General features: G+C 58.7%; 12 protein-coding genes and 1 tRNA gene. 10 read left to right on the forward strand and 3 right to left on the reverse strand.

Translation table 11 applies throughout. From position 1 onward, the window contains the following. The first annotated feature begins 27 nt into the window (after nt 1-27). The 3 genes from O4G22_RS00245 (at nt 28) to O4G22_RS00255 (ending at nt 2,396) form a co-directional block, all read left to right on the forward strand. Nucleotides 28-699, forward strand: coding sequence for a ubiquinone/menaquinone biosynthesis methyltransferase (locus tag O4G22_RS00245; RefSeq protein ID WP_297545964.1), 672 nt, complete (start codon nt 28-30; stop codon nt 697-699). Next, complete coding sequence (locus O4G22_RS00250; protein ID WP_306701873.1) at nt 696-2,201, forward strand: MATE family efflux transporter; 1,506 nt, start codon at nt 696-698, stop codon at nt 2,199-2,201. Before O4G22_RS00245 ends, O4G22_RS00250 begins: the two co-directional genes overlap by 4 nt. Before the next feature lie 119 nt (nt 2,202-2,320). Beyond that, a tRNA-Ile gene (locus tag O4G22_RS00255) sits at nt 2,321-2,396 on the forward strand. 152 nt (nt 2,397-2,548) lie between these two features. Here the strand turns inward: O4G22_RS00255 and O4G22_RS00260 are convergent. The 3 genes from O4G22_RS00260 to O4G22_RS00270 form a co-directional block, all read right to left on the reverse strand. Further along, nucleotides 2,549-3,703 carry a 2-isopropylmalate synthase gene (locus tag O4G22_RS00260; protein WP_306701874.1) on the reverse strand — a complete coding sequence of 385 codons (1,155 nt, stop codon included), beginning with the start codon at nt 3,701-3,703 and terminating at the stop codon, nt 2,549-2,551. 357 nt (nt 3,704-4,060) lie between these two features. Next, a complete protein-coding gene (gene recJ, locus O4G22_RS00265) occupies nt 4,061-5,800 on the reverse strand; it encodes a single-stranded-DNA-specific exonuclease RecJ (protein ID WP_094139749.1) in 1,740 nt (579 codons plus the stop codon). Nucleotides 5,801-5,988: 188 nt separating this feature from the next. After that, nucleotides 5,989-8,850, reverse strand: a complete 2,862-nt coding sequence (locus tag O4G22_RS00270; protein WP_306701875.1) for a beta-N-acetylglucosaminidase domain-containing protein — start codon at nt 8,848-8,850, stop codon at nt 5,989-5,991. 301 nt (nt 8,851-9,151) lie between these two features. Here O4G22_RS00270 and O4G22_RS00275 point away from each other — a divergent pair, with 301 nt between their 5' ends. The 7 genes from O4G22_RS00275 to O4G22_RS00305 all read left to right on the forward strand — a co-directional run bounded on the left by O4G22_RS00275 (nt 9,152) and on the right by O4G22_RS00305 (nt 16,436). Further along, nucleotides 9,152-10,072, forward strand: coding sequence for a metal ABC transporter substrate-binding protein (locus O4G22_RS00275; protein ID WP_306701876.1), 921 nt, complete (start codon nt 9,152-9,154; stop codon nt 10,070-10,072). Further along, nucleotides 10,069-10,503: a hypothetical protein gene (locus tag O4G22_RS00280; RefSeq protein WP_306701877.1), complete on the forward strand. Its 435-nt coding sequence runs from the start codon at nt 10,069-10,071 to the stop codon at nt 10,501-10,503. The genes O4G22_RS00275 and O4G22_RS00280 overlap by 4 nt, the downstream gene beginning before the upstream one ends. Then, complete coding sequence (locus tag O4G22_RS00285; protein ID WP_182916284.1) at nt 10,500-11,300, forward strand: metal ABC transporter ATP-binding protein; 801 nt, start codon at nt 10,500-10,502, stop codon at nt 11,298-11,300. Before O4G22_RS00280 ends, O4G22_RS00285 begins: the two co-directional genes overlap by 4 nt. Further along, the gene (locus tag O4G22_RS00290; RefSeq protein ID WP_306701878.1) at nt 11,297-12,160 is read left to right on the forward strand and encodes a metal ABC transporter permease; all 864 of its coding nucleotides are present in this window, start codon (nt 11,297-11,299) and stop codon (nt 12,158-12,160) included. The genes O4G22_RS00285 and O4G22_RS00290 overlap by 4 nt, the downstream gene beginning before the upstream one ends. Nucleotides 12,161-12,272: 112 nt before the next feature. After that, entirely contained in the window at nt 12,273-12,764 is a 492-nt protein-coding gene (locus O4G22_RS00295; RefSeq protein ID WP_306701879.1) for a UvrB/UvrC motif-containing protein, read from the forward strand. Nucleotides 12,765-12,769: 5 nt separating this feature from the next. After that, a complete protein-coding gene (locus tag O4G22_RS00300) occupies nt 12,770-13,825 on the forward strand; it encodes a protein arginine kinase (protein WP_094136033.1) in 1,056 nt (351 codons plus the stop codon). A 28-nt stretch (nt 13,826-13,853) separates the two neighbouring features. Next, a complete protein-coding gene (locus O4G22_RS00305; RefSeq protein ID WP_306701880.1) occupies nt 13,854-16,436 on the forward strand; it encodes an ATP-dependent Clp protease ATP-binding subunit in 2,583 nt (860 codons plus the stop codon). Nucleotides 16,437-16,550 lie beyond the last annotated feature (114 nt).

Genomic DNA, 16,550 nt, shown 5'->3' on the forward strand with positions numbered 1-16,550 from the left:
TTTTTTACTATCCCCAGCCCTTTCCGCATGCGTAATCCAGAATTCGTCAAAGCCGCTTTTTCCGCTATTGCACCGCGCTATGTGGCTACCAACCATGTGCTGAGCATGGGCGTGGACCTGCTATGGCGCCGGCGCGTCGTTCAGCTTGTCTCCGAATGGAAGCCGGAGAACCTTCTGGATCTCGCGACCGGAACGGGAGACCTGGCCCTGGCCATCCTGAACGCGATGCCGGAAATCCGCCTCACCGGGTCCGACTTCTGCCAGCCCATGCTGGACATAGCGGCCAGACGTGGGCTGGATCATCTGGTTTGCGCAGACGCCATGAACCTGCCCTTCCCCTCCGCCTCCTATGATGCGGTCACTGTCGCCTTTGGCCTGAGGAACATGGCCAGTTATCCGGACGCCCTGCGGGAAATGGGCCGAATGCTGCGCCCGGGGGGCCATCTGCTCATTCTGGATTTTTCCCTTCCTGAAAGCCTGTTGAAAAGACCTTACCGGTTTTATCTGCACCGCATCCTTCCCGTCATTGCGGGCTGGATGACCGGCCACCGGGAAGCATACGACTACCTGGCGGACAGCATTGAAGCCTTTCCCTGCGGGCAGGCCATGAAGGCCCTGCTGCGGGAATGCGGCTACAGCAACATCACGGCGGAACCTCTGAACGGGGGAATTGCCAGCATTTACACGGCTCAGCGATGAGTGCGGGGGACGCAAGAGAAGGAATCATACGCGGCAAGGCGGCACGCGCCCGCCTGGGCGGCAAACTTGCCGGACTGTCCCTGCCCCGGCAAATCGCCGTCATTGCTTTCTGGCCTTTCCTGGAGCAGCTGTTGAGCTTTTTCGTCACTTCTTCCGACCTTTTCATCGCCACTAAGATAGGGGTGGACGCCCAGGACACCATCAACATCTCTGACGGCATGGGCGCCGTCGTCTTCATCATGTGGTTCGGCTTCGTTATCCAGGGGGCCATCATGATGGGAGCCACAGCCATCGTTTCCCGCATGACGGGCGCCAGAGACTATCCCCAGGCGCAGCATGGCCTGCACCAGGCCACCATGCTGGGGCTCCTGGCCGGCGTCGTTTCCTGCGGCCTTCTCTTCACCTGCAGCGATTTCCTGGTCACACACGTATTGACCATGAATGAAGCCGCCCGGGCCTACGCCCTGCAATATGTTTATATGGCCGCCTTTGCCGCCCCGTTCAGCGGCGTGGTCTTTGCTATCAATGCCGCACTGCGAGGCTCCGGAGACACGCGGCTGCCCTTCTGGATTATGATGAGCGTAGGCATCCTCAATGTCATCTTCAGCGTCATCTTCGTCTTTGCGGACGCTCCTTTGGGCGGCTGGCGCATTGGAGGAATTGCGGCGGGAACAGTCTGCGGCTACGGCATCAGCATGAGCATCCTCCTGTTCATCATGCTGCGGCGCAGAAAAAAAATCTTCACGGGCAGGAACAATGAATCCCTGGAAGAACTCGTCCGGGAACGGGGAGAGCACTATGCTCCGCCCCTGTACCTCAGCTTTTCCCATCTGCGGCCGGACATGGGCATGCAGAAGCGCATCCTGAAAATCGGGCTGCCGCAGGCCGTGGAAGTCTTCGGAATGTGGGGCATTCAGATGTTCTGCCTTTCCATCATCAGCGAACTGCCTGTTCAAGGCGTGCTGGGCGTCCACAACATCGCCGTCCGCATTGAATCGCTCAGTTTCCTGCCAGGCTTCGCCATCGGCATGGCCGCTTCCACGCTCGTGGGGCAATACCTGGGCGCCCGGAACGCGCTTATGGCCCGCATCACCATCTGGAAATGCATGCGGTACGCCATCATATTCATGACGGGCCTGGGAGTGCTCTTCTGCGCCTTTCCCGCCCTGTTCATGGAGATATTTTCCAACGGCAGCATGACTCTCATTGATACCGGAATCCCCGTGCTGCGCACCATGCTGGTGGTGGAGCCCTTCTTCGCCGCCTGCATCGTGATGAAAATGTCCCTGCGCGGCGCGGGAGATACCCGGAGAGTCATGCTCATTTCCTACGGCATTATGGGCTTTTTCCGTGTCGTCTGCACCTGGGTATGGTTCAGGCTGGCACCGGAAACCATGACCCTGTGGGGCATCTGGCTACTCTTCGCCTTTGAAATGGCCGTCCAATCCGCCATCCTCTATAAAATCGTCAAGGGGCGGAGCTGGACGAAACTGCAAGTCTGAATCTTCCCGTTTTTTCCTGCTTCCCGCACCCGTTCGCCAATCCAAAACGTTTACTGCAGGATAAAAACTTTGCTTTCCTCCTCCAATTCTGCTAGCATTTTTCCACGTTGTTCTGCAACGGGCTCGTAGCTCAGCGGTTAGAGCAGGGGACTCATAATCCCTTGGTCGTAGGTTCGAACCCTACCGGGCCTACCAGATAATCCCCTGCAAGTTTCTAACTTGCAGGGGATTTCCTTTTTCAGTGCAGAAGAAAAAGGCTTCTGTTGAAGATGCCTCTGCTTCCCCATACAAATACAACAATCATCCGGAAATTCCGTGGGGAACTTCCGGACAGCGGAAATTCATTCTTAAAGGGAGTCCACGAGGGCGGCTAAATCATCATCATACACGAACTTGCATTGGTCCCCCTGTTTCTTGAACAGTTCAAACAGGCGCGGCATATCCGTATCCGGAACGGAGAGGCCCAACGCACGCAGGCGCATGTTCACGGCATGCCTGCCGGAATGTTTGGTCAGGGGAAGTTCCGTGGTTCCCCAGCCTATTTCCTCCGGATCCAGGACTTCGTAAGTGCTCCGGTTCTTCAAAACGCCGTCCTGGTGAATGCCGGAACCGTGGGCAAAGGCGTTCGCCCCCACTACGGCCTTGGAACGAGGAACGGCCAGGCCGCTCATGGCGGCCACCATGCGGCTGGTGCGCACCAGTTCATTCGTTCGTATTCCGGTCCACACTTCGGAAAAGAAATCCCGCCGGGCATGCAACGCCATAATGACTTCCTCCAGGGCGGTATTTCCGGCCCGTTCCCCGATTCCGTTGATGGTTCCCTCTACCTGCCGCGCCCCGGCCCGGATGGCCGCCAGCGAGTTGGCCACGGCCATCCCCATGTCATCATGGCAATGGACGGACAGCCGGACGCGGTCCACATTGGGAACATGTGACTTCAGATAGGAAATCAGGCGAAAATATTCCTCCGGCATCGTGTACCCCACCGTATCCGGAATATTGATGACGGCGGCGCCCGCGTCAATGACAGACTCTACAATCTCCGCCAGGAATTCCGGCTCCGTGCGGGAAGCGTCCTCTGCGGAAAACTGCACTTCCCCGCACAAATCGGAAGCCATGGCAACGGATTTTACGGCCATGTTCCTGATTTGTTCCCGGCTTTTTCCCAGCTTGTATTTCCGGTGGATGGGGGAGGTAGCCACCACCAGATGGATGCGCTCCCGTTCCCCGGCGGCCTTCAACGCTTCATGGGCGGCAATGATATCCTTTTCCACGCAGCGGGCCAGTCCGCAAACGCGGCTTTTTTCCGTGCATTCCGCCACGGCCCGGACGGCTCGGAAATCGCCGTCCGAAATAACGGGGAAGCCCGCTTCAATAATATCCACTCCCAGCGTTTCCAGCTGCATGGCCACATGTATTTTCTGCTCCACGTTCATTGCCGCGCCGGGGCACTGTTCCCCGTCTCTCAGCGTCGTATCAAAAATGTGTATATGTTCTTTCATTACAATAATCATGTTAAGGGTTCGTTCCTCAGGAAACTGCGCGCGGAAAAATATTCCGATGAAGGAGCCATTCCTTCTGCGCACAACTATCAAGACCAGCCGTTTACTTCCCTCGCGCCGGAACGGCCCGCCGGCGCATATCAAGAATCTTCTCGGACTACCGTCCGAGAAGCAGCAATAGACGACCTTGAAGGAACAGGGTGTTCATCTTGCTTGTTTCAACATAACTTCACCGCAACCGGAGAAGATGGAATAAACGATGCCCTGCTGACACGGTTTTGTCAAGAGCGGCGGAATGCATAGGCTTACCCCGAAAAAGGAATGCTGATGCCCCCGGTCACGTTCCTGCAAAACCGGCTACATTTCCCGGTGGGAACGTATTTCCTGAATGGAAATGGACAGGGAGGCGCGGCCGCGGTACACGTTGCGGTCAATCGTAAAAGCGATATCCCAGGGGGGATTGGGAAGTTCCCGTTGCGCTCCGTTGAAGAAAATAGCGTCGCGCTCCACGATGCCCTGACGCATGAAAAGCTTCAGATGATTGGTTCCCACGCGCTTGGGCGGTTCCGTGGGAAAAACGTCGGAACTCATGAAAAGAGGCTGGGGATTGGAGTTGCCGAAGGGTTCCAGCTTTTCATAGCTGTCCAGCAAATCCAGAGTCAGCGCCTGGAAGGATACTTCCATGTCAATGTTGAGTACGGGGCAGCGCTGTTCCTCCGTCGTGGTCTCGGACACATAACGGTTGAATGCCCGGCGGAAGTCGTCCATGCGGGATTCTTCAATCACCAGCCCCGCCGCCATATCATGGCCGCCGCCGGAAACCAGCGTATCCGCGCAGTGGTGGATGGCCTGCACCAGGGACACGCCGGGAATGGAACGGCCGGAGCCCTTCCCCACGCCGCTTTCATCAAAGGCGATGACGAAAGTCGGCTTGTGGTACCGCCTCATCAGCTGGGAGGCCACAATGCCCACCACGCCGGGATGCCACGCGCGGGAACCCAGCACAATAACGTTGTCCCGCTCCGGATCAAAGGAGTTGTGAAGCATTTCCACCGCATCCGTCCGGATGGCCTCCTCTTCCTCCTGCCGCTTGCGGTTGTGGGAATCCAGCATTTGGGCAAGCTGCACGGCCCTCCTGGCATCCATGGTCAGCAGGAGTTCCAACGCATCCATAGGGGAATCCATGCGCCCGGCGGCATTAATGCGCGGGCCTATCCTGAACCCCACGTGGGCGGCGTTCAGGAAGCCCGCGTGGTTGACGGAGTCGGAAGGGCGGATGCCCGCTATTTCCGTCAGGGTTTTGAGCCCCGTATGGCGGCTGTGAGCCAGCCTTCCCAGGCCGTGGCGAACCAGAATCCTGTTTTCCGCCACCAGGGGAACGATGTCCGCCACGGTAGCCACGGCCACCAGGTCCAGATAAAGTTTCAGGTCAAAGGTTTTCAGCTTCCGCTCCTTCAGGAGGGCATGCGCCAGCTTGAAGACGACGCCTGCGCTGCACAGATAAGTATACGGGCTGTTTTCCTCAATTTTGGCATTGACCACCGCCGCCGCGTCCGGCCGCCCCAAAGGGCCCGCCTCATGGTGGTCCAGAATGATGACGTCTATCCCCAGGCCGTTGAGCATGTCCACCTCTTTCACGGAGGAAGTGCCGCAGTCCACCGTAATGAGCAGGCTGGGAGGGTCCGCACATTCGCAAAGGCAGCGCTTGATGCCGGCCTCGCTGAGGCCGTAGCCTTCCCGGGAACGAACGGGAATAAAATACTGGGGATCCAGGTCATAAGCCATCAAAATGGCCCGAAGAAGCGCCACGGAGGTAACTCCGTCCACATCATAGTCCCCATAAATGCACACGGTTTCCCCTTCATCCACGGCCCGGAAAATGCGGTCCACGGCTACCCTCATTTCCCCCATCAGGAAAGGGTCGCTCAGGTGGGAAAGCCTGGGTTCCAGAAAGAGTTCCGTTTCCGTTCCCCCGGTGAACCCGCGCTGCAGCAGAAGCTGCTTGACCAGCAGAGGCAGTTCCGCAGGAAACGCTTTCAAGACCGGATCATCCTCCTTCACGGAAGGGCGTAGAGTCCAATGAAAACCCGGTGTCATGGCAGTATTTTAGCCCCGCATCCAACAGGGTCAAGGTTGTTTCCACAGCAGACGGCCAAAGCGGAGAAAAGAGGTTTCCGCTTCCGTTTCCGGGAAACGGTCTGCACGCAGCGCACCCGTCCCTTTCAAAATAAAACTCCGTCCGGAACGTACCGGACGGAGTAAGATGCCAGCGGCGTCTGAGACGGTTATTTCCGGGAGGAAAAAATGACTTCATTAATGATCGCCTCCGGCTGGGGAGCCTTATAGGTCAGGCGCACGGCAGAAGTTCCGGCAGGGATGGCAAATTCAGAAACACCGGGGCCGGCATTCCGCTTGCCGACCGGCGTCCAGGCGCCTTCTCCGCGGCGGGCCTGAATGGCGAAGGCGGCGGATCCCACCACGATTACTTTGGTTGCCTTGGGATTGTCCAGGTTGGGAACGACTACGTCCAGCGGCTTGTCGGCACGGTAAACCGTTTTCAGGTTTCTGTCGCTCAGGGAAACCAGGCTGGTGCCGGGGTCAGCGGGAGGAACGTCAAATTTGAACATGTTCAGAACAATATCCTGCTCACTGCCGCTCTTATTAACCAGCTTCATCCCCTTGATTCCCTTGGGAAGCTGGTTGCCCCTGGCAATGAAGTTTTTGCCCTGTTTGTCCAGCTTCTGGACTACGGGCTTGGAAGAGCCTTCCACGTCCAGCACCACTTCCGCCCAGGAGTTGACGTCATCCCGTTCCAGGTTGACTTCCAGCCAGGTAGCGTCCGTGGGTCCATCCAGCTGCAGAGAAATAAATTCCCCGGGTTTCATCTTATGCGTTTCCATCACGCGGTTGATCCGCACGATTTTATCGGATTTTTGCACGGAAACGCCCTCCAGCCCCGCCACATTGGAGGAAGCCATAGCGGAAGGAGGCGTATTGACGGCTATTTCCCGCACGGCAGTCCAGACAGACCGGCCGTTGCCTGTTTTTTTCGGTTCAATGACGCGGTAGCGCACGGCACGGAGCAAAACCGGCTTGGGAGCCTTCCAGACCACCTGCATGCCGGAAGTTTCCGGCCCCAGCGGTTTCCAGGTTTCGAGGTCGCGGGAGCCTTCCAGCTGCCCTTTTTCTACATAGTCGCCGTCCTTGTCATTGCGGCCCATCAGCACTTCCACGCTCCGCACGGGGATGGGCATTCCGTAGTCCACGCCATACCAGTCGCCCGGCTGGCCGTAGGCGCCGGAGTGCCAGAAAGAGCCGCGATCCCCGTCACAGAAGAGTTCCGCCTTATCCATGCTGCCCCCCTTGACCAGGGGCTTGGGAGAAAGGGCCGGAGCGCCGGCAATGGCCGGAAAAACTTTTTTGGAGACAATATCCGCCAGTTCATTGACGGCGGGGGCCATCACACGGGAACCGGTCTTTACCGCAGAACGGTACAACTGCCCTTCCTGGTTATGGCGGCGGGAAATTCCATCCATGGCCGCCAGAGCCTGCGTAGCCTGCACCAGCCGGGTCACGGCTTCTCTGGCGTTGTTTTCCTCCAGCGCCGCTACAGCGTGCTGACCGGCATGCCCCAGCTGCTCAAAGGCATCCACCCACGCGCCTATTTCCTTCATCAGCCGCGGATTGTTCGCCCTGGCACGGATGACGGGCGCAGCGGCGGCCATACGGGCAAATTCCTTTTTGAGCAGGGCTGTATCCTTCTTCTCAATCTTGCCTTCCCGGGCGGCTTCCAGCACGCGCTTGACTACGGGTTCTATTTCCACGGATTCCTCACGCCGGTAACCGTGACCGTTAGGACCCTGGTCGGAGTTGTGGTTCACAAAAACCTGCATGGCTTCCGCCGCTTTCGGGAACAGGCGCCGGACTCCCTCCTTCCAGGATTCATCAGACTTGAACCCGTTGATATTCCAAGAGTAATCCGCAAGGCCGAAGAGGGAGACCTTGGAGGCCTCCGGCTTATCCATGGGGTTGGAGACGAAACCACCCATGGATTCCTTCGCCCCCGGTTCCGTGGCAAGGCCATATACGCGGCCCATGCAGAGGTTGGAACGGCAGTAGTCCGTGACGGGGAAGTTCCACCAGACGTAGGAAGGGCGCTTGATTCTCCTGTTCACCCATTGCTGGCCTTCCAGCGTAATGTCGTGGCAAACGGAGTTCCCCGTCCACATGACGTGGATGGAGGGGTCCAGACGGTCTCCCAGAATGTCCAGATAGGTTCCCGGCTTGGGATCGGCCCAGCCGCGGTTGTACTCTGTGGGGCACATGACCAGGGGGGTGACGTCTTTCTTCACCTTGACAAATTCGTCATTGATCTTGTTCAGCAGAAGGGCCTGCATGTCCCCGCGCTTGCCTTCGCCGAAGATATCGTCAAAAAACACGGCAAAGGAACGGACGCCCAGCTTGTACATCATCTCAAACTTTTTGATGACGTTGTTCATGTCTTCTTCCGTCCACTTGATATCTTTGCCGGGATGGATGGCCCACACAAAATCCACGTGGTTTTCCTTCGCCACCTTCACCAGTTCCCTGATCTGGGTAGCCTGGTCCGCAGGATAAGGATCCCGCCAGTGGGGGGAGGAATGGTAGGGATCATCCTTAGGCCCGTAGATGTATGTGTTCATCTTGTTCTGGCCGTAAAAGCGCAACTGGCTCAAACGGGCTTCATGGCTCCAGGGGGTGCCGTAAAAACCTTCCACCGTTCCGCGGAATTCAATGTCCGGCCAGTCTATGATTTCCCCAACGGGCAAAATCACGCCTTCTCCGCCGGCCTTCGTTCCCAGCTGCCGCAGCGTCTGCATGGCGTAAAACGCCCCCCGTTCGTCATGGGCTCCTATGCCTACCTTTCCCTGCGGAGAAATCACCAGTTTGTAGGCTCCGGATTTTTCCGGAACCCCATCCAGCAGCTTGCTGCCGCCCGTCTTGGCGGAACGTATGGTCACGGAAGGCTTCCCGGAGAAAGCAACCGTCTGGGAGGTGAATTTGGACTGTTGGGGAGACGGATATACGGCAGGAGTCGCCGCCAGGGAGGAACCGGCCAGAAAGGCCGCCACGCTCAAGCCACATTGGAGAAGTTGAAAACCATTCATGATGATGCGCGATAATGGAACCAGAAAACACTTTCCACCTCAAGAAAAAACCTCTCTCCGCCATCAGACCGTCGTCACCGGTGGAAGAAAGCCCCCGGAGCCCGCACGGGAACCCCGGCCGGGCTGGACGCCAAGGGCGCCGCATCCCCCTTCCCCTGCCAGGAGTTCACCACAACGCTGAAAAACAAAAAAAGAGCCGTGCGGACTCCCTGAAAAGTCAGCGTCATCCTGCTTTAGAAGACAAATTTGACCATTGCATCACTTGAAGGGAAGGTTCATCATGCGGAACATGCTCCGGCGCATGTTGATTCCTTTTCTGTGTCTTCTGGGCCTGTTCTGTTCTCTTCAGGCCCAGGATGCCCCAATATTGAAAATCGCGGCTCTGCACCCCGTTCTGGGAGACATGGCCCGCTCCATTGGCGGCAGCCGCGTGCAGGTGGCGGACCTGCTGCGCCCCAACGGCAACCTGCACAGTTTTGAACCCGCGCCGCAGGATATTGCCGCCGCGGGACAGGCGCGCCTGGTGCTGGCCTCCGGCAAAAACCTGGAGCCGTACCTTCCCAAATTAAAGGACGCCCTGGGAGGCAATGTGCAAATTCTGGATCTTGGAGCCTCCGTTCCGGACGTTCCCGTGGAAGAAGACACCGCAGACCATGACCACGAACACGACGGAGACTGCTGCGCCCACGGCCCCAACGACCCCCACTGGTGGCACACCCCGGCCAATATGAAACGCGCCGCCCGCACCCTGGCCGCAACGCTCACGCGGCTGGACCCGGCCCATGAACAGGACTACAAAGCCGGCCTGGCCCGGTGGAACAGAAAGATGGACCAGCTTTCCTCCTGGGCCAGAAAGGAGCTTGCGGACATTCCGGAAAAGGACCGCGTCCTGGTTACGGGGCATGCGGCCATGAACCATTTCTGCCGGGAATTCGGCTTCCGCAGCATCAGCATCCAGGGAATAAGCCGTGAAGACGAAGGCAACTCCGCCCAGCTGGCCTCCACGCTGAACAAGCTGAGGTCCGCCGAGGTCAAGGCCCTGTTCCCGGAATACTCATCCAACCCCAAGAGCCTTACGGAAATCGCCAAATCCCTGAACATCCCCGTTGCCAGGCCAATCAATACCGACGGGCTGGCCCCTGAAGGCCACACGTTCGAATCCATGTTCAGACAAAACACAGGCATCATCAAGGAAGCCCTTGCCCCGTCTCCCAGACCATGACCAGCACTCCCCTGCGGCAGTTTTTTCCCACTCTGGGAGTCGTCATCCTGCTGGGATTCTTCCTTTACAACATGACGGCGCCTTCCCCGGGAACACAGGGAACGGCGCATTCCGCCCCTGCGGCGCCAACCGGGGATGTTCCCACGGTCATCACGGTCAGATGCGCCCACCGTCCGGAAGCCCTTTCCATATCCTGCGGCGGCCGCCTTCTCTGGCAGCCAGAAACGCCCGGGCTGCATGAAGAAACGGAATGCGGCCTGCCGTTGAAAGACGGCTCCGTGATCCTCACCGTTTCCGCCCGCTGGCCGGAAAACACGCTGGACACCCCCGTCACGCTGGAACTGGAACCGGAGGGGAAACCTACCGTCTCCGCCACCCGCTGGTCCTTCGGCCCTACCCTGAACGACAGCTACTCCTTCTCATGGAAATGAACAGCCCAGCCCCACCCTGCACCCGGGATCACATCTGCTGGGGCGCGCACGCCATCCACCCGGACCGCCATCGCCTGGAAGTGGACAGCCTCAGCGTTTATTATGGTAGTCTTCTTGCGCTCAACGGCATCAGCTTTTCCATCACCTGCGGACACACGCTGGCTCTGATGGGTCCCAACGGCGCAGGAAAATCCACGCTGATCAAGGCTCTGGCCGGGCTGATCCGCCCCGATTCCGGAAAAATCCTGTGGAACGGACGCCCCCTGCACGACACGCCGGGAGAAATAGCCTACCTGCCCCAACGTTCCGACGTTGACTGGTCCTTCCCCATCACCGTCCGCGCGCTGGTGGAAATGGGGCGTTATCCTTCCCTGGGCCTGTGGAAAAAATTCGGGAGGCATGACCGGGATATTGTGGAAAAGTCCCTTCACGCTCTCGGTATGGAATCCCTGGCGGACCGCCAGATTTCAGAACTTTCCGGCGGCCAGCAGCAGCGGGCCTTTCTGGCGCGGGCTCTGGCGCAGGAGGCCCATGTCCTCCTGCTGGACGAACCCTTCACGGGCCTGGACGCTCCCGCCAGCCAGTCCCTGGGAAGGCTGCTGGATTCCCTGGCGGCGGAAGGGCGTCTGGTCATCGCCTCCCATCACGACTTGAATACGGCGGCGGATATCTTCGATGCCATCCTGCTGATGAACCGGGAGCTGGCCGCTTTCGGCCCCCCGAAGGAAGTGCTTTCCCCCGCACGCATCCGGGAGATATACGGAATGGACCCCCAACCGGAAACCCAAGCTTCATGATGGACGATTTTCTCCAATTCCTCCGCGAACCCATCGCGCAGCGGTCCCTGCTGGCCTGCGTCATGATCGGCTTCGCCAACGGCTTCGTCAGCGGGCTGGTAATCCTGAAAAAATCCGCCCTCCAAATCGGTACGCTTTCCTGCGCCCTGCTGCCGGGCATTGCGGTGGCGGTGCTCCTCTTCGGCCTTACCCGCTGGAGCCTGCTGACGGGGGCTGTGGTGGCCGCCCTGCTGGTGGGTCTGGGTTCCCTCTTCGTTTCCCGAACATCCCGGCTGAACCAGGACACCGCCCTCTCCATCCTGCATACCACGGCTTTCGCTACGGGCTTCATCGTGCTGGTCAGGCTGGGCCTGCAACAGAAAATTGACGACTGGCTGTTTGGCTCCATCATGAGCCTGTCCGACTCCGACCTGTGGATCGCCTTCGCCATCAGCTCCGTCAGCGTCCTGCTCCTGCTGCTCTTCCGCCGCCCCATCCTGATCTGTCTCTTTGACCCGGACATCGCCACCACGCTGGGAATCCCCTCCCGCCTCATCAGCTACGGCATCTTCACCCTGATCATTCTGGTGCTCGTTTCCTCCCTGCAGGCCGTGGGAGCGTTCCTGACACTGGGGCTGCTTGTCGGCCCCGCCGCCACGGTGTACCTGCTTACCAACAAGCCGGCCCATCTCTTCTGGGGGGGAGGAATCATCGGAGGGCTGGGTTCCCTGCTGGCTTTTTACCTGTCCTTCCCCCTGGGCTGGCATCTGGGCGCCACCATCATTCTGGTTCTGGGCGTCATTTTTTGCACAGCCTATTTGTATTCATCACGGTGCGGACGTTTGAAACAACGCGGAAAGAATTCTTCCCAAGTACAATAACAAAGCCCATTTTCATGACAATCCATGACACGCAGACTACTAGTCCGCCACAGGGAGCGCCATTATAATGCGGGTTGTGAAAAAATGTGAGATATGCTCTGCACCGGCAACGGTGTTCCTGACACAGATCATCAACGGGAAGTCCACCAAATTCTGCCTTTGCGCCAAATGCGCCCAGGAGCGGGGTCTGCTGGATCCAGATGCCTTCGATCTGGCGGAGAAACTGTTCCCGAACCTTCAGGGCCAATTCGGCAAGGAAGGCGCGGCGAGCCCCTCCGCCCTCATTCCGGCCCTGCAATCCCTGCCCCTCACAAGCTGTCCAATCTGCTCCTTCACCCTTCAGGATTACAAAAACGTAGGACGTCTGGGCTGCAGTGAATGCTACAACGTCTTTGAAGAAGAAATCCTCCCGCTTCTTACCCAGATCCAGCCTGATTCCCACCATCACGGGAAAACGCCGGAACGGGCCGAAAAACGCGAAACGGAAACCCAAACCATCAGTGATCTGGAACAACAGCTTTCCCTGGCAGTGGCAAGAGAGGACTATGAACGCGCCGCCGAACTCCGCGATCAAATCAACCAATTGCGCACGCCGACCAATTAACATACATGCTCTTTGACGACTTACTCAACAACCCCGCCAAATGGATGGTGGAATCACGGGATGAGCACGACATCGTCCTCACCTCCCGCATCCGCCTGGCGCGCAATCTGACCGCCACGCCCTTTCCCGGCTGGGCCACTCGCCAGCAGAGGGAGGAAACGCTGAAGCTCACTTCCGGAGAAGCGCGCCAAATCCCCGTCATGAAAGGAGGCTATTATGCGGAGCTTTCCGGGCTTACCCAGCAGCAGAAACAGTTGCTGGTGGAACGCCACCTCATTTCCCGGGAACTGGCGGCCCGTTCGGAAGGCTGCGCCGTCCTCATCTCCCGCAGCCAGAATGCCAGCATCCTCTTTAATGAGGAGGACCATCTGCGCCTGCAGTATATCCTGCCCGGCATCCAGCTTAAAAAAGCATGGGGGGCCATTTCCAAAATAGACTCCGAACTGGAAGCCAGGCTCCCGTACGCCTACAATACGCGGCTGGGCTATCTCACCGCCTGCCCCACCAATCTGGGCACGGGCATGAGGGCCTCCGTGATGATGCATCTGCCGGGCCTCGTCATCTCCGAACAGATGCAGCAGGTCGTTCAGGCGGCCGTGCAGCTCAACATCACCGTCCGCGGCCTTTACGGGGAAGGGACGGAAGCCACCGGCAACCTTTTCCAGATATCCAACCAGTCCACGCTGGGAGACAGTGAAGACCGGATTGTGGAACGCATGACCCGCTTCACTTCAGACCTGGCCCACCAGGAATGGAACGCGCGCAGGCGGCTGCTCCAGTCATCCTCCCTGCAGGTGAAAGACCGCGTTTCCCGCGCTTACGGACTCCTGACCAACGCCACTCTGCTTTCCACGCAGGAGGCGCTGGCGCTGCTCTCCTTCCTCCGGATGGGAGCGTCTCTGGACATCTTTTCCCGCCAGGCATTAAAAAACGTCAACAAAACCATCATGAACATCCAGCCGGCCCATCTGGCGCGCCTGTCCACCACGGACCAGACCACCTCGGAACACAGGGACCAGATCCGCGCTGATATGATCCGGAAGGAACTTTCCGGCAATTAATGCAACCATACCAATTTTTTAATCATCCATGAATAATTTTACGCCTAGGGCGCAACAAGTGCTGGCGCATGCGCGCCGGGAAGCGGACCGCTTCAATCATCATTACATAGGAACCGAACACCTTCTGCTCGGCCTGCTCAAACTGGGCAAGGGCGTGGCCGTCACCATCCTGGAAAATCTGGGCGTGGAACTTTCCGCCGTGCGCAAACAGGTGGAGGAACAAATAGGCCGGGGCACGGAACCCCAGGCGGAAGGCAACATTCCGTACACCCCCAGGGTGCGCAAAGTCCTGGCAATGGCAAACAGGGAAGCCCAGGAACTCAACCACACGTATGTGGGCACGGAACACCTGCTCCTGGGCCTCATCCGTGACGGAGACGGCGTGGCCGGACAGATTCTGCGCCACTTCGGCGTGGATTTGGAACAGGCGCGGCGCGAACTGCTGGACGTGCTGACCCCCAAATACCAGATGGACGCGGATGAAGACAACATCATCCCGGACGACGATGACGACGAAGAGGAAAATGAATCCCCCGCCATCCCGACGGACGAGCCTTCCTCCCCCTCCTATTCCAGGCAGCAGAAATCCAAGACTCCCGCGCTTCAGGCTTTCGGCCGGGACATGACCCAGCTGGCCCGGGACGGCAAGCTGGACCCCGTCATTGGCCGCGCCTCCGAAATTGAGCGCGTCATCCAGATCCTGTGCCGCAGGAATAAAAACAACCCCGTCCTGCTCGGTGAAGCCGGGGTAGGCAAGACCGCCATCGTGGAAGGGCTGGCCCAGGAAATAGCCCAGGGCCACGTTCCGGAGCTCCTGCGCAACAAGAGGGTCATCTCCCTGGATCTGGCGCTGATGGTGGCCGGCACCAAATACCGCGGCCAGTTTGAAGAACGGCTCAAGGCCGTGATGGATGAAATACGCCGGGAAGGCAACGTCATCCTTTTCATTGACGAACTGCACACCATCGTGGGCGCTGGCTCCGCGGAAGGCTCCATGGACGCCTCCAACATCATCAAGCCCGCCCTCTCCCGGGGTGAGCTCCAGGCCATAGGCGCCACCACGCTCAACGAATACAGGAAACACATTGAGAAGGACGCCGCCCTGGAACGCCGCTTCCAGCAGGTGCAGGTAGGGGAACCCTCCGTGGAGGACACCATCCGGATTCTTGCCGGCATTCAGCCCAAGTATGAAGAACATCACAAGGTGCACTATACGACGGAAGCCATTGAAGCCGCAGCCAGGCTCTCCCACCGCTATCTGACGGGCCGTTTCCTGCCGGACAAGGCCATCGACATCCTGGATGAAGCGGGCGCGCGCAAGCGCGTCTCCCAAATGACCCGCCCGGACCACATCAGCGACATGGAAACCCGCATTGCGGAAATCAAGGAACGCAAGGACAAGGCTGTGGAAACCCAGATTTTTGAGGAAGCAGCCCGCCTCCGCGACGAGGAAAAACAAGCCAGGGCGGAACTTCAGAACATGCTGGAAACCTGGCGCAATTCCTATGAGAACAATTACGTTCCCGTAACGGATGAAGACGTGATGAGCGTGCTCGCCAAATGGACGGGCATCCCTCTGGCCCGGATGGAGGAAAAGGAAACCGCCAAGCTTTTGCGGATGGAAGAAGAGTTGAAAAGCAAAGTCATCGGCCAGGATGAAGCGGCCTCCGCCATCGCCCGCGCCCTGCGGCGCAGCCGCGCGGACATCAAGGATCCGCGCCGCCCGATCGGCTCATTCCTCTTCCTGGGCCCCACCGGCGTGGGCAAAACCTATCTGGCCCGCAACCTGGCGGAAATCATGTTCGGCACCGCGGACGCCCTGATTCAGGTGGACATGAGCGAATACATGGAAAAACACACCACGTCCCGTCTCATCGGTTCTCCTCCCGGCTACGTAGGCCATGACGAAGGCGGCCAGCTCACGGAAGCCGTCCGGCGCAGGCCCTACTCCGTCATCCTCTTTGATGAAGTGGAAAAGGCCCATCCGGACGTCATGAACCTGCTTCTACAGATTCTGGAAGAAGGAAGCGTGACGGACTCCCTGGGACGCAAGATCAACTTCCGCAACACCATCATCATCCTGACCTCCAACGTGGGGGCCGCCTCCGCCAAGCGGCAGAGCGCCATGGGCTTTGGCGCCATGGCCGCCGACAACGCGGACTACGCCGCCATGAAGGGAAAGATTCTGGAAGAAGCGCGCAGGCAATTCCGCCCGGAATTCCTGAACCGCTTTGATGACATTTCCGTCTTCCGCATGCTGGAACGGGATGACCTGGAACGCATCGTGCATCTGGAAGCGGACAAGCTCATCTCCCGTCTCAAGGCCAAGAACATCACGCTGGCCCTGAGTCCGGAAGCCCTGAACCTGATCATCAAGAACGGCTACGACCCGCAGTACGGCGCACGCCCGATGCGCCGCGCCATCGAACGCCTGCTGGAAGACCCGCTGGCGGAATCCCTGCTGAGGGGAGACGTGAAACCCGGCGATAAAATTGAAGCCGTGGAAACGGACGGGACGGAGACACTCACCTTCCTGCACATCCAGGACACCCCCCCGGCAAAGCCCAAAGCGCCGCGCAAGAGAACGCCGCGGAAGCCCAAGGTGGAATAAAAGCTTTCAGGCTTTTCAACCGAGGCCCCTGCATGCTGGCATGCAGGGGCTTTTTCTTTGACGGATTACGCAAATATCCGTTTTTCGCTGAAAGAACCATTTACCAGCCTGTGA

The sequence above is a fragment of the Akkermansia muciniphila genome, from assembly GCF_030848305.1.
In the GTDB taxonomy this organism is placed as follows: Bacteria; Verrucomicrobiota; Verrucomicrobiia; order Verrucomicrobiales; family Akkermansiaceae; genus Akkermansia; species Akkermansia muciniphila_A.